The 21,967-nt window shown below is 68.1% G+C and carries 20 protein-coding genes; 8 read left to right on the top strand and 12 right to left on the bottom strand.

Features of this window, described 5'->3' with window-relative positions; translation table 11 throughout:
* Window positions 1-72: 72 nt before the first annotated feature.
* Window positions 73-777, bottom strand: a complete 705-nt coding sequence (locus FHR90_RS07470; protein WP_183274993.1) for a hypothetical protein — start codon at window positions 775-777, stop codon at window positions 73-75.
* 543 nt (window positions 778-1,320) lie between these two features.
* On the opposite strand from FHR90_RS07470, the gene FHR90_RS07465 reads away from it, so the two are divergent.
* Both FHR90_RS07465 and FHR90_RS07460 read left to right on the top strand, forming a co-directional pair.
* Entirely contained in the window at window positions 1,321-2,157 is an 837-nt protein-coding gene (locus FHR90_RS07465; protein ID WP_218062123.1) for a M4 family metallopeptidase, read from the top strand.
* 40 nt (window positions 2,158-2,197) lie between these two features.
* On the top strand, window positions 2,198-2,470 hold the full coding sequence (locus FHR90_RS07460) for a hypothetical protein (protein ID WP_176625506.1): 273 nt from the start codon (window positions 2,198-2,200) through the stop codon (window positions 2,468-2,470).
* 22 nt (window positions 2,471-2,492) lie between these two features.
* On the opposite strand, the gene FHR90_RS07455 is transcribed toward FHR90_RS07460, so the two are convergent.
* From FHR90_RS07455 to FHR90_RS07420, 8 genes are all read right to left on the bottom strand, one after another.
* Window positions 2,493-2,654: a glutathione S-transferase C-terminal domain-containing protein gene (locus FHR90_RS07455; RefSeq protein WP_218062125.1), complete on the bottom strand. Its 162-nt coding sequence runs from the start codon at window positions 2,652-2,654 to the stop codon at window positions 2,493-2,495.
* A gap of 66 nt (window positions 2,655-2,720) precedes the next feature.
* The gene (locus FHR90_RS17630) at window positions 2,721-3,833 is read right to left on the bottom strand and encodes a bifunctional GNAT family N-acetyltransferase/(deoxy)nucleoside triphosphate pyrophosphohydrolase (RefSeq protein ID WP_408871430.1); all 1,113 of its coding nucleotides are present in this window, start codon (window positions 3,831-3,833) and stop codon (window positions 2,721-2,723) included.
* Window positions 3,834-4,087: 254 nt separating this feature from the next.
* Window positions 4,088-5,908 carry a glycoside hydrolase family 15 protein gene (locus tag FHR90_RS07445; protein ID WP_266153115.1) on the bottom strand — a complete coding sequence of 607 codons (1,821 nt, stop codon included), beginning with the start codon at window positions 5,906-5,908 and terminating at the stop codon, window positions 4,088-4,090.
* Window positions 5,905-6,228: a cytochrome o ubiquinol oxidase subunit IV gene (locus FHR90_RS07440; protein WP_176623195.1), complete on the bottom strand. Its 324-nt coding sequence runs from the start codon at window positions 6,226-6,228 to the stop codon at window positions 5,905-5,907. The genes FHR90_RS07445 and FHR90_RS07440 overlap by 4 nt, the downstream gene beginning before the upstream one ends.
* A complete protein-coding gene (locus FHR90_RS07435) occupies window positions 6,225-6,899 on the bottom strand; it encodes a cytochrome c oxidase subunit 3 family protein (RefSeq protein ID WP_176623197.1) in 675 nt (224 codons plus the stop codon). The genes FHR90_RS07440 and FHR90_RS07435 overlap by 4 nt, the downstream gene beginning before the upstream one ends.
* A 2-nt stretch (window positions 6,900-6,901) precedes the next feature.
* Window positions 6,902-8,956 carry a cbb3-type cytochrome c oxidase subunit I gene (locus tag FHR90_RS07430; protein WP_176623199.1) on the bottom strand — a complete coding sequence of 685 codons (2,055 nt, stop codon included), beginning with the start codon at window positions 8,954-8,956 and terminating at the stop codon, window positions 6,902-6,904.
* Window positions 8,953-9,825, bottom strand: a complete 873-nt coding sequence (locus FHR90_RS07425) for a cytochrome ubiquinol oxidase subunit II family protein (protein WP_176623201.1) — start codon at window positions 9,823-9,825, stop codon at window positions 8,953-8,955. Before FHR90_RS07425 ends, FHR90_RS07430 begins: the two co-directional genes overlap by 4 nt.
* A gap of 134 nt (window positions 9,826-9,959) precedes the next feature.
* Entirely contained in the window at window positions 9,960-10,514 is a 555-nt protein-coding gene (locus tag FHR90_RS07420) for a flavodoxin family protein (protein WP_176623203.1), read from the bottom strand.
* 84 nt (window positions 10,515-10,598) lie between these two features.
* Here FHR90_RS07420 and FHR90_RS07415 point away from each other — a divergent pair, with 84 nt between their 5' ends.
* Entirely contained in the window at window positions 10,599-11,285 is a 687-nt protein-coding gene (locus tag FHR90_RS07415; RefSeq protein WP_176623205.1) for a Fe2+-dependent dioxygenase, read from the top strand.
* Between the two features lie 9 nt (window positions 11,286-11,294).
* Here FHR90_RS07415 and FHR90_RS07410 read toward each other — a convergent pair whose 3' ends face one another.
* From FHR90_RS07410 to FHR90_RS07400, 3 genes are all read right to left on the bottom strand, one after another.
* Entirely contained in the window at window positions 11,295-13,631 is a 2,337-nt protein-coding gene (locus FHR90_RS07410; protein WP_176623207.1) for a TonB-dependent receptor, read from the bottom strand.
* A 93-nt stretch (window positions 13,632-13,724) separates the two neighbouring features.
* Complete coding sequence (argJ, locus tag FHR90_RS07405) at window positions 13,725-14,942, bottom strand: bifunctional glutamate N-acetyltransferase/amino-acid acetyltransferase ArgJ (protein ID WP_183274992.1); 1,218 nt, start codon at window positions 14,940-14,942, stop codon at window positions 13,725-13,727.
* A gap of 7 nt (window positions 14,943-14,949) precedes the next feature.
* A complete protein-coding gene (locus FHR90_RS07400; RefSeq protein WP_183274991.1) occupies window positions 14,950-15,906 on the bottom strand; it encodes a peptidylprolyl isomerase in 957 nt (318 codons plus the stop codon).
* A 259-nt stretch (window positions 15,907-16,165) separates the two neighbouring features.
* Here FHR90_RS07400 and secA point away from each other — a divergent pair, with 259 nt between their 5' ends.
* The 5 genes from secA (at window position 16,166) to ruvB (ending at window position 21,951) form a co-directional block, all read left to right on the top strand.
* On the top strand, window positions 16,166-18,895 hold the full coding sequence (gene secA / locus FHR90_RS07395; RefSeq protein WP_176624585.1) for a preprotein translocase subunit SecA: 2,730 nt from the start codon (window positions 16,166-16,168) through the stop codon (window positions 18,893-18,895).
* 152 nt (window positions 18,896-19,047) lie between these two features.
* Window positions 19,048-19,797 carry a YebC/PmpR family DNA-binding transcriptional regulator gene (locus FHR90_RS07390; protein WP_176624587.1) on the top strand — a complete coding sequence of 250 codons (750 nt, stop codon included), beginning with the start codon at window positions 19,048-19,050 and terminating at the stop codon, window positions 19,795-19,797.
* Window positions 19,794-20,300: a crossover junction endodeoxyribonuclease RuvC gene (gene ruvC, locus FHR90_RS07385; protein WP_176624589.1), complete on the top strand. Its 507-nt coding sequence runs from the start codon at window positions 19,794-19,796 to the stop codon at window positions 20,298-20,300. The genes FHR90_RS07390 and ruvC overlap by 4 nt, the downstream gene beginning before the upstream one ends.
* A complete protein-coding gene (gene ruvA, locus FHR90_RS07380) occupies window positions 20,297-20,902 on the top strand; it encodes a Holliday junction branch migration protein RuvA (protein WP_183274990.1) in 606 nt (201 codons plus the stop codon). The genes ruvC and ruvA overlap by 4 nt, the downstream gene beginning before the upstream one ends.
* Entirely contained in the window at window positions 20,899-21,951 is a 1,053-nt protein-coding gene (gene ruvB / locus FHR90_RS07375; protein ID WP_183274989.1) for a Holliday junction branch migration DNA helicase RuvB, read from the top strand. Before ruvA ends, ruvB begins: the two co-directional genes overlap by 4 nt.
* Window positions 21,952-21,967 lie beyond the last annotated feature (16 nt).

The following is a 21,967-nucleotide window of genomic DNA, read 5'->3' as shown; positions in this document are numbered from 1 at the left end:
CCAGAAATGGTCTCGGTCCAACGGTGGTCTCCTTCCGGAGACTTTGAATCACGTCGAAGCCGTCGTGGGAATCTACTTTATGGGTCCCAGCCCTAACGCCTCGTTGTGATCTTGGTCGCGGGAGAGCTGGGCGACGTCGGGCTGGGTCAGGCAGGTGACGATGAGCGCCTGCATCGCCTGCTGCTGCATTTCGGCGACGTGGTCCCCGGCGGCCCCCTGTCGCGTGGCGGCGGGCTTGTCGCCCTGGACCGCTGTTTGCTGTCCGACCGGGATCGTGGCGGCATCGGCCCCACCGGCGGATGCGAGGGCGACCAGCAGGTTGCCGTACTGGCTGAGGATTAGGGCGTAGGCCTCGCGGCCGATGACATGGTTGGCGTACGCCTGGCAGGCGGAATACAGGCCGTCGCGCAGGGCGACGACGCCGGCGCTGCGTCCCGCCATGGCGATCATCGAGGGCGTGACGGCGGTGTCGAGTTCGGCGGTGGCGTTGATCTTGCCGTTGCCGCCGATGAGCTTGCCGTTGACTATGCGGCCGAAGGCGAGCGCGAGGTCGGGGCTCGGCTCGGAGCAGATGATCGGCCCGGTCGCCATCGGCCTGGTGAAGATCAGCCGCGAACTCGCGTCGGTCGTGGCATAAAGCGTCCCCGCCTGAGACTCGGCATGGGGTCCCAGCGGGCCGAACGTGACACGTGTCGCCACAGGGACACACCCGGTGACGGCGGTCAGTGCGAGCAGGCAGGCGATGATCGTCGGGGATCGCATCGGCACCTCCCTCATGCAGTTACGAAGTCATAACAAGCCTGATTGAAATCGGACACCCAATCGACACGAGAAGGCAACGATAATCTGGACGAACTGGACAAATTGACATTTTCTGTAGAAGTAAGATATATAAAAATAGAGAAACCCCAAGAAAATGCCACCACAACACAGCAAACCAAACTTTTACCGTAACGAAAAGATAGTAAGTAAATTCTTGGATAATTTGACGCATACTGTCTTGACTCACGAAAGCGGCAATAATATGGAATCGAGGGCGACAAGAACGGATCATGTTCAAGTCTAAACAGAATACCGCATGGGGAACGCCAATATGTCATGCAGATGCCGCATTGTATCGGGCGATGTGCTGATGCGTCTGCATCGGATGTCGATCTGCCGGAGGATGTTCGTCACGGGTTGATACACACCGCGCGGCTGAGCAGTCATTTTTGCAAGATACGTTAATAGAACGCCGAACTTTCTCTGACCGCGTCGAGCCTGCCGCAACCCCGCTTGCCGAAGAATCCTCCGGAGCCGCCGGAGCCGCCGAGGCCGCACTTGTTTCCGCCCAGCCTGGTCTACGATTGCCGGCACGCAACGACCCTGCCGGGCACGCCGGTGGCGAACCCGGCGAATTCGGCCGACGCGACCGTAAAGCGGGCCTGCGTGGAGGCGAGTTCGGTTGCGAAGTTCTACTGGGACGTGTTCGGCCGGGACTCGATCGATGGCGCGCACATGACGCTGGTCTCGTCGGTGCACTATTCGACAAAGTTCAACAACGCCTTCTGGAACGGCGCGCAGATGACCTATGGCGACGGTGACGGCGCCACCTTCCTCGATTTCACCCTTAGCAACGATGTCATCGGTCACGAGCTGACGCATGGCGTCACCCAGCACAGTCTCGGCCTGGCCTACAGCGGCGAGGCGGGCGGATTGAACGAGAGCATTTCGGACGTGTTCGGCTCGATGTTCCGGCAATGGGAAGCCAACCAGGTCGCAACCCAGGCGGACTGGCTGATCGGGGCGGCGATCATCGGGCCGGTCGCCCATCAGAAGGGCTTCACCTGCCTGCGCGACATGGCCGCGCCGAAGGCGGCGCACGCGCTGGCGGCACAGCCGGATCACTACTATCCGGGGATCGGCAATCTCGATCCGCATTATTCGAGCGGACCGCCGAATCTCGCCTTCTGCAAGGCCGCGACGGCGATCGGCGGTCACTCCTGGGACAAGGCGGGCAAGATCTGGTACAAGGCGCAGACCGGGTTCGGTCCGAGCCCGAACATGACGATGCCACAGTTTGCAGCAAGGACGCGTTCGCTTGCCCAAAGCATGTTTGCCAGCACGCCGGCGGTTCATGCTGCTGTGGATGCTGCCTGGACTGCTGTCGGGCTCTGACGGCGCTGCAGGCGCGGACCGACCGCGGAGCCGACACACGATGGACGATGTGAAGATCGAGCAACTCGGCGGCGTGGTTGGCGGTTTCTCGCCGACCTCGCATGTGCACAGCGAGGGCCACGTCGCGTGGTCGGCGCTGTCGGCGGAGGATCGAGCCCGGCTGGATGCGTTGTTCGCGAAGGGAGCGGCGGTGAATGCCAACCTGCGCTATCGGCTGACCCGGCAGGGGCCGGGCGGTCCGCAGATCATCGAGGCGACGCCGGAGATGATCCCCGATGTGCTGCTGCGCAGCATCACCACGACGATCGACTGACGATCGACTGACGGAGAGGCGCCTACCCGGCGGAGGGGTGGGCGTCGATTGCCGCCATCAGGCGGCGGAGGTTGGGGAAAGGCGCAAGCGGGTCTGCCGTGCCCTTGAAGACCCGGTCGGCGCGGTCCAGCCAGCTCCAGGCGGAGATGTCGGCGATGGTGCAGCTGTCGGCGAGACAGAGCAGGATCGCGGTGGAATCGAGGACGCGCGCCTCGTGGCCGGCCGGGCCATCCGTATCGACGGTCTGATCCTACAGCAGGTCGCGCAGGAGCGGCACCAGGGGTTTGTCGGCGTCGGGCATGGCGTAGGTGGCGAGACGGGCGCCTTCCACCCATTCGAGGGTCTGGCCCTCGCGCGGGGTCAGGCGGCCGGTCCAGCGGCGGCAGATGAACAGCGGCATCAGCAGGTGGAAATCGTCGTAGCCGTGCGAGGCGAAGCCGATCGGGGCGAGGCAGGACTGCGCGATCTCGATGCCGAGCTCCTCGCGAAGCTCGCGGGCCAGGGCGGCTTCGGGGGTCTCGCCGGGTTCGAGCTTGCCGCCGGGGAACTCCCACAGCCCCGCCATGCGCTTGCCCTCGGGGCGGCGTGCCAGCAGGACGCGGTTGTCGGCGTCGATCAGGGCGGCCGCGGCCACCAGCACGATCGGCTTGCCGGCAGGGCCGGGCTGGCCGGTGGTCTCGTCGCGGGGCGCGGACGGCTTCGCGCTCTGGGCATGCGGGGTGCGGGGGGTGACGGGCAGGGTGTCGCGGCGCGCCTCGAACAGGGTGACGGGGTGCTCGCCGCCACGGGCGAGGAACATCTGCGTGCCGGTGCCGCGCTCGACGAAGCCGATGCGGCGCAGCACGGCGGCGGAGGCGGGGTTGTCCAGCGCCACGGCCGCGCCGATGCGGTCGATCTCCAGATGGGCGAAGGCCCATTGCGTCACCCGCGCGGCGGCCTCGGCGGCGATGCCCGAGCCCCAGAACGGCCGGCCGATCCAGTAGCCCAGCGTCGCATGGCGGCTGGCGGCGTCGAACTGCAGGCCGATGCAGCCGACCAGCGTCTCGCCCGCCACGCGCGTCGCACCGCCGGCGATCGAGGGGCGGGTGGGCCGGCCGGCGGTGTCGATGATGACGAAGTGCCAGGCGGTGCGGCCGGCGGCCTGGGCGCCGACGGAGGCGATCCAGTCGTCGGTCAGGCTGCGCGGATAGGGGAAGGGCAGGCGGGAGAGCATGCGCACCACGCCCCAATCGTTGACCAGCCGGTGCAGGTCGGCCGCATCGGCGGGGTCGGGCAGGCGCATCAGGAAGCGCGGACTGCGCAGGGCGGTGTCGGCGCCGGGCCGGGTCTGTTCGCGCAGGCGCGGCGGCGCGGTGCCGATCATCAGGCCGGCAGGACGCATCGAACCCGCGATTGGAGTGATTTGAGCCAATTCGATCATAGAGTTACGACCGTTTCCTCGCATCGCCTTGCAGCTTTGGCGACTGTAGGCCGATGCGCGGGCCTGCGTCATCCATCACGCGGGCGTGAGTGATCCGAGCAACGCCGGTTGTGGCCGTTCGGCCACGGTCGACCCTGGCCGGAGGCGATCATGCGGGCGGCCCGGTTCGCCGCCCGGGTCATCGCGACGAGGCGCGTTCAGGGGGCCGGGGCGGGATCGGCCCCGAGCGCGTGCGCAGCCCCGATCAGGGCGAGGTGGCTGAGCGCCTGGGGGATGTTGCCGAGCATGGTGGGGCCATCGGGGGCCATTTCCTCGCTCAGCAGGCCGAGATTGTGACCGGTGGCGTCGAGCACCGTCGCCAGCCGCCGGCGGGCGGTGTCGCGCTCGCCGAGCAACGCGTAGCCCTGTACCAGCCAGAACGCGCAGGCGACGAAGGTGCCTTCCTCCTGCGCGGCGTCGGAATAGCGGTAGAGCAGCGGGCCGGCGGAGAGTTCGGCATCGATCGCCCGGCAGGTGGCGCGCATCCGGTCGTGGCTGGGGTAATCCATCCGGATCGCGAGCAGGATCGAGGCGTCGAGCCTGTCGGAGCCCGGGTGGATCACGTAGGACTGCCGCGCTTCCGACCAGCCATGGCGCTCCACCCAGGCGGCGATGGCGTCGCGCACGCGCGACCAGCGCGCCTTGCGGCCGGGGTCGATCTGGCCGAGCTCGGCCAGCCGGACGGCGCGGTCCATCGCCGCCCAGCAGGCCATCTTCGAATAGGTGTAATGCTGCTGTTCGGCGAGTTCCCACAGGCCGCTGTCGGGCGACATCCACAGATCGGCACAGCGGTCGGTCAGCTCGGCGAGCAGGCGGCGGGTGCCGAGATCCATCACATGTCCGGCCTCGACGAGCAGCGAGGCGGTGTTGAGCAGGTCGCCATAGACGCCGAGCTGGAGCTGCGAGCGGGCGCGGTTGCCGTGCAGCACCGGGCGGCTGCCGCGCCAGCCGGGCAGGTCGAGTTCGGTCTGTTCGGGGGCGAGGTCGCCCTCGAGCCCGTACATGGTGCGGATCTCGCCGTGCCGGGCCACGGTCTGTGCGAGCCAGGCGAACGCGGCCTGGGTTTCCTCATAGGCGCCGATGCGCAGCAGCGCGTTGATGCTGAGGGCTGCGTCGCGCACCCAGGCATAGCGATAGTCGTAGTTCCTGTCGCCGCCGATGCGTTCCGGCAGGCCGTTGGTGGCCGCGGCGGCGATGGCGCCGGTGGGTGCATACAGCAGCAGCTTCAGCGCGAGTGCGCTGCGCGCGACCGCATCGCGCCAGGGGCCGGGCAGGCTGCGCGCGGCCAGCCATTCGCGCCAGGCGGCGATGGTGCGGTCGATGCGCCGGTCGATGTCCGCGATGGGGGGCAGCACCAGCGGTGCGTGCGACGTCGCGATCACGGCGACGAGATGGCGTTCGCCATCGCGGACGGTGACGGTGGCACTGACGCCGGCATCGTCGTCGCGGGCCGGGCGGGTGGCGAAGGTGCTGCGCAGCGCCAGCATCAGCCCGTCGAGATGCAGCACCGGGCCCGACGGCGTGTCCTCGCGCCAGCTGGTGGCGCGGCCGACGCGCAGGGCGGGGCGCAGCTCGACGCGCATCGGCACCTCGCCCTCGATCGCGTCCAGCCGGATCGCCAGCTCCGACCAGGGCAGGCGTCCGGCGATGCCGCCATTGAGCGCGAAGGTGGCGCGCAGCCGGCCGCCTGCGGTTTCGTAGACGTGTTCGACGACGTTGCTGTCGGGCACGTAGCGGCGGATGACGCTGAACGGGCCGCTCGGGGCGACGGTCAGGCAGCCGCCGCCCGGCTCGCCCGCGAGCAGCGCGCCGAAGGCGGGCATGTCGGCCATCCCGGGCAGGCACCACCAGTCGATCGCACCATCGGCGGCGAGCAGCGCGACGGAGCGCCCGTCGCCCAGTGCGGCGTAGTGCTCGATCGGCATGTCGCCACCGTCGCGGCCATGCGCACCGATGGCGAGGGTCTGGGCGCCGGTCACGCCGCGGAGGGCTGCATCAGGCTCATCTGGCTGTCGTAGATCCAGAAACTGCCGCCCACCATCAGCAGGATCACCAGCACGGAGAACACGATCAGCGAGAGGTCGTCGCGCTTCTGGCGGGACAGGTCGATGTGCAGGAAGCAGCGGAAATGCACCAGCGCCTGCAGTGCGGCGGCGACGGAGATCACCCACAGCGTGGTGCGCAGGCTGGCGGGATGCCAGGCGACGAGGGCGAAGGACACCCCGCTCAGCAGCACCGCGAGCACGATGCCGACGACGTAGCTGCGAAGTTCGTCGCGGTAGCCGGGGGCCTTGCTCATCGGGCGAGCCCTCCGAGATAGACGAAGGAGAAGATGCCGATCCAGACGATGTCGAGGAAATGCCAGAACAGGGCGAGGCGGAGCATGCGGTTGTGCACGCGATCGACCAGCTTGCGGCGACCGGCGGCGTGGGTTGGGGAGTCGTCGCGCCGATGGCCGATCAGCCCGACCTGGATCATCATCACCACGATCCACAGGCTGCCGAAGGTGACGTGCAGCCCGTGCGTGCCGACCAGTGCGAAGGTCGCGGCGGTGAAGGCCGAGCGGTCGATGCCGCCGCCCTTGTCGGTCATCGAGACGAAATCATGCACTTCCAGGCCGAGGAAGCCGGCGCCGAGCAGCAGGGTCAGGCCCATCCAGCCGAGCACCGCGCCGGTGGCGTGCTCGTGTTTCATCGACAGGGTGGCGAGGCCGAAGGTGAAGCTGGAGGCGAGCAGCAGGGCGGTTTCCTTCGCCGCACTGCCGAGCTCGAACAGGGTCTGCGGTCCGGGACCGCCGGCGAGGGCGTGGCGCAGCGTGCCGAAGGTGGCGAACAGCAGCGCGAACAGCACCAGATCGCTCATCAGGAAGATCCAGAAGCCGAACATCAGCTCCTCGGTCTGCAGCTGTGCGGCCTCGTCGCCGTGATCGAGATTGAGGCCGGGATGACGTCGGGTCGCACTCGCCGTCATCGTCACACCGCCTCCGGCAGGGCGAGGCCGCGATTGGCCGACGCGCATTCCGCGTCGCGATCGACGGCCGGTTCGCTCGCCAGCAGGGCGCGCCATGCGCGATCCTCGGCGGCCACGGTGGCGGCGTCGATGACCTCGATCGTCTCGCGCACGAAGCTGCGGGCGATCACCGCGCCGATCGCGAGCAGCAGGCCGAGGCCGGCCATCCACCAGATATGCCAGGTCAGACCGAAGCCGGCAGCCACGCCGGCGATGCCGATCGCCGGTCCGAGGGCGCTGGGGCGCGGGATCTCGATGTCCTCGTAGGCGGGCGGTGCGGGGTAGGCGTCGTGGGCGGACTTGCGGCGGGCGAAGGCGTCGATGCCGTCGACATGGGGGAGGGTGGCGAAATTGTACTCGGGCGGTGGGGCGGCGACCGACCATTCGAGATTGCGTCCGTCCCACGGGTCGCCGGCGGGGACGGCGAGGGCCGCGCGGTGGCGGATGCTGACGACGAGCTGGATGATGAGGCTGGCGAGGGCGGCGAACAGCAGGGCTGCGCCGCCGGCGGCGATCAGCGTCCAGGGGTGGTAGGCGGCTTCGGTGTAGCTGACGGTGCGGCGCGGCAGGCCCATGGCGCCGAGCACGTAGAGCGGCATGAAGGCGAGCAGGAAACCCGCCGTCCACAGCGCGCACGAGATGCGCCCCCAGCGCTCGTCGAGCCGGAAACCGAAGGCCTTGGGAAACCAGTAGTGATAGGCGGCGAGCATGCCGAACAGCACGCCGGGGATGATGACGTTGTGGAAATGCGCCACCAGGAACACCGTGTTGTGGACCTGGTAGTCGACACCGGGATTGGCGAGCAGGATGCCGGACAGGCCGCCGACGGCGAACAGGATCAAAAAGGCGAGCGCGTAGAGCAGCGGCACGGAGAAGCGCACGCGGCCGCGATACATCGTCGCGATCCAGTCGTAGATCTTCACCCCGGTCGGGATGCCGATCAGCATGGTGGCGATGCCGAAGGCGGAGTTGACGTCCGCACCCTGGCCCATGGTGAAGAAATGGTGCAGCCAGACGGTGAAGGACAGCACCGCGATCGCCATCACCGCGATCACCAGCGAGGTGTAGCCGTACAGCGCCTTGGCCGAGAAGGTCGAGAACACCTCGGAGAACACGCCGAACGCCGGCAGAATCAGGATGTAGACCTCGGGGTGGCCGAACAGCCAGAACAGGTTGACGTAGTTCATCATGTTGCCGCCGCCGCCATTGGTGAAGAAATGCGCGCCCGCATAGCGGTCCAGCGCGAGCAGGCTGGTGGCGACCGTCAGCGGCGGCATGGCGAACACCATCAGGATCGCGGTGCACAGTGCGGCCCAGACGAACAGCGGCATGCGCATCAGGGTCAGGCCGGGGGCGCGTTTCTTGTAGATGGTGACGGCGAAGTTGAGCCCCGTCATCGTGGTGCCGATCGAGCTCAGGCTGAGCGCCCAGATCCAGTAATCGACACCCACGCCGGGGCTGTAGGCGATCTCGGTATAGGGCGGATAGCCGCTCCAGCCGCCGGTGGAGAACTTGCCCAGGCACAGCGACACCATCAGCAGCGCGGCACCGGCGGCGGTGAGTGCGAGGCTGACGGAATTGAGCACCGGAAACGACACGTCGCGCGCGCCGATCTGCAGCGGCATGACGAAATTGATCACGCCGATCAGGAACGGCATCGCCATGAAGAAGATCATGATCGTGCCGTGGGTGGAGAAGAGCTGCGAGAAATGGTCGGGGGTGAGGAACCCCTTCTGGTCGTAGGCGACGGCCTGCTGCGCGCGCATCAGGCAGCCTTCGATCAGCGCGCGGCTGAGCATCACCAGCGCGATCACGACATACATGATCCCGATGCGCTTGTGATCGACCGAGGTCAGCCACTCACGCCACAGCGTCCCCCAGGCGCCGAACCAGGTCAGCCCCGCCACGGTGACCAGCGCGCCGATCACCACCATCGACGCCGCCCCGGTTGCGATGGCGCTGTAGAATGGCAGCGCGTCGTAGCCGAGCTTGCCGAAGAGCGCGTGCCACAGGCTCATTTCATCTCTCCGGGCATCTGGGCGGAATGGGCGACGATGCTGGCGAACAGTCCGTTCGGCGCGGTGAAGGCCAGCCGGGCGTCGGGCGGTTGACCGAAATCGTGCAGGGTCTGTTTCAGGTCGCCGGGGTTGGTCAGCACCCGGTAGGCGTGCGCATCGAGGGCGGGGGCGCCGGCGTGTGCGGCCTGCCAGGCCTGCCAGGCGTCGGGATCGAGCACGTCGACCTCGAAGCGGTCGTCCTGGAACTTCATGCCGTTGAACTGGGTGTTCATTCCCGACAGCGTGCCGGGGCGGTCGGCGCGCAGGTGCAGCGAGGTGACCATGCCGGCCATCGCGTAGATCTGGCTGCCCAGCGCGGGGATGAAGAAGGACTGCATGGTGGCGTCGGAGGTCAGGTGCAGCGCCACCTGCCGGCCGCGCGGGATGACCAGCCGGTCCACCGTCGCGAGGCCGGATTGCGGGTAGATGAACAGCCATTTCCAGTCCAGCGCCACCACCTCGACCTGCAGCGGCGGGGCGTCGCCCGGCAGCGGGCGGGCAGGGCCCAGCGGCTGCTCGCGTGCGAGGATCAGCCACGCCATGCCGGCGACGACCAGGCAGGGGACGCCCCAGACGATGAACTCGAGCGGCCAGGAGAAGGTCCAGCCCGGCGCGTAATCGGCGCGGCGGCGGCGGCGGTAGCGCCAGGCGACCAGGGGGACGAGGATGAAGACCGGCAGGATGACGATCATCATCCACAGCGTGATCTCGATCAGCCAGGCGCGCTGCTGCAGGGCGACGGGTCCGGCGGGATCGAGCAGGCTGCCGCCTGCCGGCAGGCAGCCGCCCAGAAGCGGGCATAGTGCGATCAGCGGCGACAGACGAAGCATGCGTCTCCACACACGCTGTCTCGGCATCGCGTCATCCTGAACCAGCCGCGGCCACGGGGCCGATCGGACAGGTTACGCTCCGCCGGCGGCGCGGTTGCCGCGAGCGGAGGTTACGCAATGTTACAGAGATTCGGTCAGGCCTTGAGCCGGGCGGTGATGGCGGCGATGCGCGCGCCGTAGAGTTCGGCCGTCTCGAGATCGCCGGTGTGGATTTCCTCGACGCTGGCATCGGCGGGCGAGCGGGCGAGAAGCCCCACCGAGCCGCCGAGATTGTTGGGGTCGGCCGGGGTCGCGGCCTTCTTGTTGTTCGGCAGCAGGCCGAGACTGACCCAGATGCCGCCGTGCTGGGAGGCCAGCGTCTGCAGGGCGATCAGGCTGACCTGCTTGTCGCCGCTGGGGCTGGCGGAGTTGGTGAAGCCTGCGAACACCTTGTCCTTCCAGGCCTGGGTGAACCATTTCTTCGAGGTGGCATCGGCGAACTTCTTGAACTGCCAGCTCACGTTGCCCATGTAGGTCGGCGAGCCGAACACGATCGCATCCGCCTTGTCGAGGGCTGCCCAGTCGGCCTCGGTGATGTCGCCTTCGGGGCTGATGGCGATGAGTGTGGCACCTGCGCCGCGGGCGACGTGTTCCGCGACGACCTTTGTGTGGCCATAGCCTGAATGGTAGATGACGATGATGTCGGTCATGACGGTTCCCATGCGGATCTGCACGGTGCCGATATTCGTCGTCCTGGCGCGGATGACAAGGGCCGGCGGAGGAGGCGGACGCGCATGTTGCTGCATGTTCGGGGCGTGCTGAGCCCGGAGGAACTCATCGATATCCGCGAAGGGCTGGCGGCGGCCGACTGGGGGGACGGCAAGGCGACGGCCGGGAAGCAGTCGGCGAAGGCGAAGCACAATCTTCAGGTGCCGCTCGATCATCCGGCACATCGGGCCCTTGGTGAGGTGGTGCTGCGTGCGCTGGGGCGCAACGCGCTGTTCAATTCCGCGGTGCTGCCGCTGCGCGTGGTGCCGCCGCTGTTCAACCGTTACGATGTGGGGATGCGGTTCGACGTGCATGTCGACAACGCCATCCGGCCGATCGGTCCGTCAGGTGGCGCGCGGGTCCGCACCGACGTGTCGTCGACGTTGTTCCTGACCGATCCAGCCGAGTATGACGGCGGCGAGCTGCTGATGTACGAGGCGCGCGGGGTGCAGCCGGTGAAGCTGCCGGCGGGCGACATGATCGTCTACGACACCACCGTGCTGCATGGTGTCGCACCGATCAGTCGCGGCAGCCGCTGGGCGTCGTTCTTCTGGACCCAGTCGATGGTGCGCGACGCGGGTGCGCGCGAGATGCTGTTCGACCTCGACCAGGCGATCATCGACCTGCGTCGCCGGCTGCCAGACGACGACGCGGCCGTGCTCAGCCTGGTCAAGGTGTATCACAACCTGATGCGGCAGTGGTGCGAGCTGTAGCGCGCGCCCTCAATAGCTGTAGTTGATCTGGCCGAGGAAGGTGCGCCCGGGTGCGGGCGTCGCACGGTTGGTGAACAGGCTGGAATAGTTCAGACGGTTGCCGAGATTGTAGCCGTTGAGCGCAATCTTCCAGTGTGCGCCGAAATGGTGCGAGACGGTGCCGCTGAAATCCAGCGTGGCGGGGACGCGTGCGGTATTGGCGGCGTCGAGCCAGACATGCTGGCGCCAGATCACACCGCCGCCGAAGGCGAGGTTCCACGGCCGGTCGGCGAAGGCCTCGTAGACCGACCATAGGGTCGCCTGGTTGTGGGCGACATAGGGGATGCGGCGGCCGACATTCGACGCCGTCAGCGAGGCGGTGGTCTCGTCATCGTAGAGCGCATAGGTGGCGCTGATGTTCCAGTGCGGCAGGATCAGGCCGGTTGCTGAAAGTTCGAGACCCTGGTTGCGCTGTTCGTCGCCGGTGCTGGTCGCAAGCCCCGTCGAGGGATCGGTGGACACCGCGTTGTCCTTGTCCAGCCGGAACAGCGCGGCGGTGAGGCCGAGGCGGTCATGGGCGAGGCTGTACTTGGCGCCGATCTCGTAGAGATGCGAATGTTCCGGCGCGGAGATGTCGCCGGCGGGCGGTCGGATCGGAAACAGCGTGTTGGTGACGTAGATGCCGGCCGGCGTCGTCGCCGCTCCCCAGGTGAAGTAGTAGGTCTGGTGCTCGTCCGGCGTGACCAGCAGGCTGACGGATGGGTTGATGACGTTGGTGACGTTGTGGAAATGCAGGTCGGGGTAGAGGCGGAGATTGCCGCCGAGCGCGTTGTAGCTCGTCTGCCAGCGGTCCCAGCGCAGGCCGCCCTTGAGCGAGAGCCAGCGCGTCAGCTCGATCTGGTCGGAGAGAAAGGCGCCGGTGTCGAAGCCGTAGCCGTTGTAGTTGTCCTTCGCACCGATGCCCGAATAGTTCACCAGGCCGGGGATGTCCTGCTGGCCGGGCACGAGGCCGAGATCGCCGACATGCGGGTCGGGCGCGAGCAGGTTCGCGAACGGACGCGCCTTGAGGTAGACCGACGAGGCGAGCACGTTGCCGACCCGGCTGATGTCGAGTCCGCTGATCAGTTGATGGTGGAGGTGGAAGGTCGAGAATTCGGCGACCAGGGAGGCGACGTTCTGCACCGACCAGCTTCTCTGGTCGTAGGGCAGCGGCTGCTTGGTCGAGCCGCCGCTCGCACCGTTGCCCGCACCCCCGGTATCGGCGCCCGAGCGTGCGACCAGCGCGCGTTCGGGGTGGGGGCCGAAGAAGTTCGCCGTGCAGGTCGCGTCGCAGACGATCTTGGAGGCGGCGAACTGGCGGAAGAACGCTTCGCCGCGCAGGTCGTCGTAGAGCGTGATGTGGGGCGTCAGCCGGTAGGAGAAGCGGGCCGTCTGCTTGTTGTCGCTGGTGGCGTTCTGGTCGATGTCCATGCCGTAGAAATTGGCGCGGTCGACGCCGTATTCGGTGACCGGCCTGTAGACGTGTGTGCCGGGCCCGAGGATCAGCGGCGTGCCGTAATCGGGGATCGAGTTCTCGGACTGGTGCACGTATTGCAGGATCAGTGTCGAACGGCGACCGAGACCGAAGGCGATCGAGGGGGCGATGCCCCAGCGGTGCGAATAGATGAAGTTCCGCCCGACCGTGTCGGCCTCGGTGCCCATGCCCTCGATGCGCAGCGCGGTGGACGCGTCGAGGCGCTGGTTGAAGTCGAACGTGCCGCGATGGAAATTGGCGGAGCCGCCGGTAAAGCCTGCCTCGGCATGGTTGGTCAGGCGTGGGGACTTGGTGGTCATGTTGATCGCGCCACCGGTGGTGCCATTGCCGAACACCTCCGAGGAGGGGCCCTTGATGACGTCGACCGATTCGAGGTCGAAGGAGTCGCGGGTGTAGACGCCGAAATCGCGCAGCCCGTCCTCGTAGAGGTCGTTCTGTGCGGTGAAGCCGCGGATGAGGAACTGGTCGCCCGCCATGCCGCTCGCACCCTCGCCGATCGACGCGGTGACGCCGGGGACGTCGCGCAGCGCCTGGTCGACGGTGGTGATGTTCTGCTGCCGGATCAGCGCCTGCGGCACGACGTTGATCTGCTGCGGGGTGTGCAGCACGTCGTTGGGCAGGCGCGAGATGCCGAGCGGCTGCTTGAGGACGTTGAAGGCATGGCCCTCGACGGTGATGCGCTCCTCGACCGGCAGGGTGTCGTCGGTGGCCATGTCGATCGCGGGTATCGCCGGATCAGGGGCATGGGTCACGGATTGCGCGCCGGCTGACCCGGAGACCAGCCCGGTCAGCGCCGGGATCGACAGCATCGCGCCCCTGAGACTGCAAGTCATGCGACGCGCCCTTTGGATCGACAGTGGAACAGAGCTGTTCGTAGTCAGTCGGCGCGGGTCATGTCGAGCCCGAACTGGCCGCTACGGGCGCGCTCAGGATCGGTAGGAGCCGTTGATGTCGATGTAGCCGTGGGTGAGATCGCAGGTCCAGGCGGTCGCGCGCCCTGTGCCGAGGCCGAGGTCGACGGCGATGTCGATCTCGCCGCCCTGCATGTGGGCGACCACCGGGGTTTCGTCGTAGCCGGGCACGACGGTGCCGGCGCGGGCCATCCAGGTGCCGCCGACGGCGATGCAGAGGCGGTCGCGGTCGGCGGGCTCGCCGGACTTGCCGACCGCCATCACGATGCGGCCCCAGTTGGCGTCCTCGCCGGCGATCGCGGTCTTGACCAGCGGCGAGTTGGCGATCGCCATCGCGATGCGGCCGGCGGAGGCGTCGGTCTCGGCGCCGTGCACGTCGATGCGGATCAGCTTGCGGGCCCCCTCGCCGTCGCGGACCACCTGCAGGGCGAGATCGAGCAGCAGGTCGTCGAGGGCGGCGCGGAAATCGGCCAGATCGGCGCCGGCCGGGTTGGCGGCGCCACCGGTCGCGAACAGCAGCACGGTGTCGGAGGTGGAGGTGTCGGAATCGACCGTGGTGCGGTTGAACGAGCCGCGCACGCCGGCTGAGAGAAGTGCCTGCAGCTCGGGGGCGGGCAGGGCGGCGTCGGTGGCGATGAAGCACAGCATGGTCGCCATGTCGGGGGCGATCATGCCGCTGCCCTTGGCGATGCCCTGGATGCGCACGGGGGTGCCGCCGATCGTGGCGGTGCGGACCGCACCTTTGGGGAAGGTGTCGGTGGTCATGATGCCGCGGGCGGCGTCGGCCCAGCCGGTCTCGGACAGCTGTCCGGCGAGGGCGGGCAGGGCGGCGGTGATCTTCTCGACGGGCAGGACCTCGCCGATCACGCCGGTCGAGGCGATGAACACCTCCGACGGGTCACAGCCGGCCAGCGTGGCGGCGGCAGAGGCGGTCTGTTCGACGGTCTCGACGCCGGCACGGCCGGTGAAGACGTTGGCGTTGCCGGCATTGACCACCAGCGCGCGGGCGGTGCCGCCGGGGAGGATGCGCCGGCACCAGTCCACCGGCGCGCCGGGGCAGCGGTTGGAGGTGAACACACCTGCGACCGTGGTGCCGGGGGCGAAGGTGGCAAGGACCAGATCGGTGCGGCCGCGATAGCGGATCCCCGCCTCGCCCGACGCGAAGCGGACGCCCGCGAGCGGGGGCAGCTCCGGCAGGTCGACGGCGAGCGGGGAACGCGCCAGCGCGGCCATCGCGATGTTACTTGCCGGCGGGCGCGGGGGTGGCCGGGGCGGCGGGCGGGGTCGCCGGGGCGGGCTGCACGACGCTGCCGTCGAGGTTGTAGCGCACGACCTTCATCTGGCTGACGGTCTTGTCGGCGACCTGCTGGGCATCCTGGCGCTCGAGCTGGGCGCGGATCTGGTCGCGGACCTGGTCCAGCGTGGGCGCGGGCTCGGTGCGGGTGTCGAGCACCTGGATCACGTGGTAGCCGTACTGGGTCTTGACGGGCTTGGACGAGGTCTCGCCCTTCTTCATCGCGAAGGCGGCGTCGGAGAACTCCGGCAGCATGTCGCCCTTCTTGAACCAGCCGAGATCGCCGCCGCCGGTGTCGGCGCTGCCCTTGTCGGTGCTGTATTTCTTGGCCAGGGCGGCGAAATCCGCACCGCCCTTGAGCTGCTTGATGATGTCGTTGGCCTCGGCCTCGGTCTTGACGAGGATGTGGCGGGCATGGACCTCGGGCTCGCCCTTGAAGTTGGCCTTGAACTGGTCATAGGCCTGCTGGATGGCGGCGTCGGTGACCATCGGCTTGAGCGCGTTGGTCATGTAGGCGGCCTGGAGCACGGAATCGGCGGCCTGCTGCTGGGCGCGGACGATCTCGGCCTTCACCTTGGGGTCGTTGCCGAGCTTGTCCTTCTGGGCCGCGATGAGCAGCGACTTGCGCACCACCAGCGCGTCGATCAGCTTCGGCAGGAGCTGGCTGGGGTCCTGCTGGCGGAGCTGCGGCGGCAACGAGTTGGCGAGCTGCTCGACATCGGCGACGGTGATCTTCTCGCCGTTGACGGTGGCCAGCACCTTGTTGGCGGTGTCCTGCGGCGAGGGCGCGGCGGCCGGGGCCGATTCGGCGGGCTTGGGCGCGGCGAGGCCGACCGCGGGGGTCAGCGCGGTGGCGAGCAGGGCGGTTGCCGCGAGGGCGGAAGCCGGGCGGGACAGGCGCATGGAGCGATGGACCTTGTGATACAAGCCGGAAACAGGCGGGATAGGCGGTGTTCGGGCGGCATCCATGCGTCAAACCCGGCCCTTCGGCAAGGGGTCGGGCTCGCGGTTGTTGACCACGCTGGGCGCGGGTCCTATCTCACAGCGGCGCGCGTTCCACCCTTGATCCCGGTTCCTCCGTGGCCCGTTCCCTTCCGCTGGAGGGGCCGATCCAGTCCTGCCGGGCGAGAGGGCGCGGAGCGCGCCTGCTCGGAAGGCCCTGATGTTCGGATCGATCGCCCGCGCCCTGTTCGGCTCTGCCAATGACCGCTCGCTGAAGGCGTATCAGCGGCGCGTGCCGCAGATCAACGCGCTCGAACCCCGCTACGCCGCGATGGACGATGCCGAGCTGGCCGCGCAGACCCCCGCACTGCGTGCGCGGCTGGCCGCCGGCGAGAGCCTCGACGAGCTGCTGCCGGATGCGTTCGCGGTGGTGCGTGAGGCGTCGCGCCGGGTGATGGGGATGCGGCATTTCGACGTGCAGCTGATCGGCGGCATGGTGCTCAATTCGGGACGCATCGCCGAGATGCGCACCGGCGAGGGCAAGACGCTGGTCGCGACCCTGCCGGTCTATCTCAATGCGCTGACCGGAAAGGGCGTGCATGTCGTGACCGTCAACGACTATCTCGCCCGGCGCGATGCCGAGGAGATGGGGCATCTGTACGGGTTCCTGGGACTGAGCACCGGCATCATCGTGCCGAACCTGTCGGACGACGAGCGCCGTCGCGCCTATGCCGCGGACGTGACCTACGGCACCAACAACGAACTCGGCTTCGACTATCTGCGCGACAACATGAAGTATCGGCTGGAGGACATGGTCCAGCGGCCGTTCAACTACGCCATCGTCGACGAGGTGGATTCGATCCTGATCGACGAGGCGCGCACGCCGCTGATCATTTCGGGTCCGGCCGAGGACAGTTCCGATCTGTATCGCTCGGTCGATGCGGTGGTCGCGCGTCTGGTGCGCGAGGAGGGGGTGTATGACAAGGACGAGAAGTTCCGCACCGTCACGCTGACCGAGCCGGGCTCGGAGCGGGTCGAGGAGCTGCTGGTCGAGGCGGGCGTGATGCCCGATGGCGGGCTGTATGATCTGACCAATGTCGCGGTGGTGCATCACGTGCAGCAGTCGCTGCGCGCGCATACGCTGTTCACCCGCGATGTCGACTACATCGTGCGTGACGACAAGGTGATCATCATCGACGAGTTCACCGGCCGGATGATGGACGGGCGGCGCTATTCCGAAGGACTGCACCAGGCGCTGGAAGCCAAGGAGCACGTGACGATCCAGCAGGAAAACCAGACGCTGGCCTCGATCACCTTCCAGAACTACTTCCGCATGTATCCGAAGCTGTCGGGCATGACCGGCACGGCGATGACCGAGGCCGACGAGTTCCACGAGATCTACAAGCTCGACGTGGTCGAGATCCCGACCAATCTGCCCGTGGCGCGCAAGGATGGCGACGACGAGGTCTACATGACCGCCGGCGAGAAGTTCAACGCGGTGGCCGACCTGATCGCCGAGGTGCAGCCGACCGGTCAGCCGATCCTGGTCGGCACCACCAGCATCGAGAAATCCGAAGCGCTGTCGAACCTGCTCAACGCGCGCGGCATCCGTCATTCGGTGCTCAATGCGCGGTTCCACGAGCAGGAGGCGGGGATCGTGTCCCAGGCCGGTGCGCCGGGGGCGATCACCATCGCGACCAACATGGCCGGGCGCGGCACCGACATCAAGCTCGGCGGCAATGCCGAGATGCGGGTGCGCCAGGAGCTTGGTCATCTGCCGGAAGGCCCCGAGCGCGAGGCGGCCGAGGCGGCGATGCGCGCCCAGATCGCGCAATGGCAGGGCGAGGTGAAGGAGAAGGGCGGGCTGTTCGTCATCGGCACCGAGCGCCATGAGAGCCGCCGCATCGACAACCAGCTCCGCGGCCGGTCGGGGCGTCAGGGTGATCCGGGGGCGTCGCGTTTCTTCCTGTCGCTCGAAGACGATCTGATGCGCATCTTCGGCTCCGACCGGATGGCCGGGATGTTCCAGAAGCTCGGCATCAAGCCGGGCGAGGCGATCGTGCACAGCTGGCTCAACAGCGGCATCGAGCGCGCGCAGCGCAAGGTCGAGGCGCGCAATTTCGACACCCGCAAGAACCTGCTCAAATACGACGACGTGATGAACGACCAGCGGCGCGAGGTCTATGCGCAGCGCCGCGAGTTCATGGCCGCCGACGATCTGAGCGAGACGGTGGCCGAGATCCGTCACGAGCAGGCGGCCAAGCTGGTCACCGCGCGCATTCCCGAGCGGGCGTTCGCCGAGCAGTGGGAGAGTGCAGCACTCGCCGAGGATGTGCGTCGCGTCTTCAATCTCGATCTGCCGATTGCCGCGTGGGCGGCCGAGGATGGGGTGGACGCGGAGACGGTGCGCGAGCGCATCGACGAGGCGGCGGCGCAGAATCTCGCTGCCAAGGCGGCCAATCTCGGTCCGCAGATGATGCGCTTCATCGAAAAGCAGGTGCTGATGACCTCGCTGGACGGGGTGTGGAAGGAGCATCTGCTGCTGCTCGACCAGCTCCGCCAGGGCATCGGTCTGCGCGCCTATGGTCAGAAGGACCCGCTCAACGAGTACAAGAGCGAGGCGTATTCGCTGTTCACGCATATGCTCGGCGAGATGCATGAGCGGGTGATGGCGATGCTGTCGCGCGTCGAGATCTCGCCTGCCGTGGAGCCGCCCGCTGCCGCGCCGCTGGGTTTTGCCGCGGGTGAGGTGGAGGTGGTGCCTGCACCGGCCTTCGTCGATGCGGTGGCGAGCGAGGCGGGGGCGGCGTATGCGCAGGCGCATCTGGCTGTCGCGGAGCCCGCGTTCGATGCCAATGATCCGGCGACCTGGACCGCGCTGTCGCGCAATGCCGCGTGTCCGTGCGGGTCGGGGCAGAAATACAAGCACTGCCACGGGCGGCTGGCTTAACGAAGTTTTGGTTCTTTCCTGAAAGAAAGAACCAAAGAACTTCTGGATTTTTTCGGGGTGGTTCGGGACGGTGCCAGCACCTCCTGACCGTCCAGAAACGGATAGACGTCTTTTTGCTTCTTTTTCTTCAGAAAAAGAAGGACAGGGGAAAAATGGCCGGCCATTCGCAATTCAAGAACATCATGCACCGCAAGGGCGCGCAGGACGCCCGCCGTGCGCGTCAGTTCGCCAAGGTGATCCGCGAGATCACGGTGGCGGCGCGCTCCGGCCTGCCCGACCCGGCCGCCAATCCGCGCCTGCGGGCCGCGATCGTGGCGGCGCGTGAGGTCAACATGCCCAAGGACACGGTCGATCGGGCGATCAAGAAGGCGAGCGGCGCGGGGGGCGGCGAGGATTACGTCGAGGTGCGCTACGAGGGCTACGGTCCGGCGGGTGTGGCGGTGATCGTCGAGGCGCTGACCGACAACCGCAACCGCACGGCGTCGGACGTGCGGGCGGCGTTCTCCAAGCATGGCGGCAATCTCGGCGAGACCAATTCGGTGTCGTTCATGTTCGACCGCATCGGGGTGGTGGTCTATCCGGCCGGGGCGGCGAGCGAGGACGACATGCTGGAGGCGGCGATCGAGGCGGGGGCGGACAACGTCACCAGTGATGCCGAGGGGCACGAGATCACCTGCACGGTGGAGGCGCTGTTCGGGGTGCGCGATGCGCTGGAGGCGCGGTTCGGGGCGCCGGCGCGCTCGGCGTTCGAGTGGCGGCCGAACCTGTCGGTCACGCTCGACGAGGAGAAGGCGGTCTCGGTGCTCAAGCTCGTCGATGTGCTCGACGAGAATGACGACGTGCAGAACGTGTGGGCGAATTTCGACCTGCCGGATGCGGTCGCCGAGAAGCTGTCGGCGTGACGCGGCTGCTCGGACTCGATCCGGGCCTGCGTTTCACCGGCTGGGGGGTGATCGACGCGATCGGCAACCGGCTGCGCCATGTCGCGGACGGGGTGATCGCCACGGATGGCGAACTGCCGGTGCCGGACCGGCTGCGGGTGCTGCACGATGCGCTGGTGGGGCTGTTCTCGACCTATGCGCCGGAGGAGGCGGCGGTCGAGGAGACCTATGTCAACCGCAACGGGTCGTCGACGCTGAAGCTCGGCTATGCGCGCGGGGTCGCGTTGCTGGCACCGGCGCTGCACGACATTCCGGTCTCAGAATACGGTGCGATGGCGGTTAAACGCGCGGTGGTCGGCACCGGGGCGGCGACCAAGGAGCAGGTGGAGATGATGGTGCGGCGGCTGCTGCCCGGCGCGGTGATCCGTCGCGCGGACGCATCGGATGCGCTCGCGGTCGCCATCTGCCACGCCCATCACCGCACCTCCGCGCTGAAGGTCGCCACCGGGACACGCATGGCATGATCGCGCTGCTGACCGGGCTGGTGGTGCAGACCGATGCGGCGTCCTGCGTCGTCGATGTGAACGGCGTCGGCTATCTGGTGATGGCGTCGACCCGCACCCTGGCGGCCCTGCCGCGCGCGCCGGAGGTGGCGCGGCTGCTGGTCGAGACGCTGGTGCGCGAGGAGTCGATCACGCTGTACGGATTTGCCGAGAGTGCGGAGCGCGACTGGTTCCGGCTGCTGACCACGGTGCAGGGGGTGGGGGCGAAGGTGGCGCTGGCGATCCTGTCGGCGCTGTCGCCGCGCGACCTGATCGCGGCGATCGCGGCCGGCGACCGGGCGTCGATCACCCGCGCGCCGGGGGTGGGGGCGCGGCTGGCGGAGCGAATCCTGAGCGAACTGCGCGACAAGGCCGGGGCGATGCCGTCGGGCGGGGCGTCGGTGCCGGCCGGGGTGGTCGGTGCGGGGGCGGGGCTGGAGACGGATGCGCTGCTCGCCCTGGCGGGTCTGGGGTTCCGGCGCATCGAGGCGCAGCCGGTGGTGGGGCGGGTGATGGAGCGCCTCGGCGAGGGGGCGGGGCTCGACCGCATCATCCGTGACAGTCTCAAGGAACTTGCCCGATGAGCGGTGATGCCGGGCGAACGATCGGCGCGGCGCGCCAGGCGGAGGATGCGGCCGAGGCGAGCCTGCGGCCGCAGGTGCTCGACGAGTTCGTCGGGCAGAAGGCGAGCCGGGAGAATCTCGACATCTTCATCCGGGCGGCGCGCGGCCGTGGCGATGCGCTGGATCATGTGCTGCTGCATGGGCCGCCGGGCCTGGGCAAGACCACGCTGGCACAGATCGTGGCGCGCGAGCTCGGGGTGGGGTTTCGGGCGACGTCGGGGCCGGTGATCCAGCGGGCGGGGGATCTGGCGGCGATCCTGACCAATCTGCAGCCGCGCGACGTGCTGTTCATCGACGAGATCCACCGGCTGCAGCCGGCGATCGAGGAGGTGCTGTATCCGGCGATGGAGGATTTCCAGCTCGACCTGATCATCGGCGAGGGGCCGGCGGCGCGATCCGTGCGCATCGATCTGTCGCCGTTCACTCTGGTGGCGGCGACGACGCGCTCGGGGCTGCTGACGACGCCGCTGCGCGACCGGTTCGGCATTCCGCTGCGGCTGGTGTTCTACACCGCCGAGGAACTGCGGCTGATCGTGGCGCGCGGGGCGGAGAAGCTGCGGTTCGCGCTGTCGTCGGAAGGGGCGGAGGAGATCGCGCGGCGCTCGCGCGGCACGCCGCGCATCGCGGGACGGCTGCTGCGGCGGGTGCGCGATTTCGCCGCGGTGACGGCGGCCGGGCAGGTGGTGGATCGTGCGCTGGCGGATGCGGCCCTCACCCGGCTGGAGGTGGACGCGCTGGGGCTCGATGCGATGGACCGGCGGTATCTGCGGCGGATCGCCGAGCATCATCATGGCGGCCCGGTGGGGGTGGAGACGCTGGCGGCGGCCCTGGCCGAGGCGCGTGACACGATCGAGGACGTGATCGAGCCCTATCTGATCCAGGAAGGGCTGGTGCTGCGCACCTCGCGCGGCCGCGTGCTGGGCGAGCTCGGCTGGCGGCATCTCGGGCTGGTGCCGCCGCGTTCGGCCTCGCAACTGCCGCTCGATCTGCTGTCCGACAGCGACGCCTGAAGAGGGACATTTCAGC

The organism is Endobacter medicaginis, assembly GCF_014192375.1.
In the GTDB taxonomy this organism is placed as follows: domain Bacteria; phylum Pseudomonadota; class Alphaproteobacteria; order Acetobacterales; family Acetobacteraceae; genus Endobacter; species Endobacter medicaginis.
Note: the sequence above shows the minus strand (reverse complement) of the source record. Positions and strands in the feature narration are given on the sequence as shown.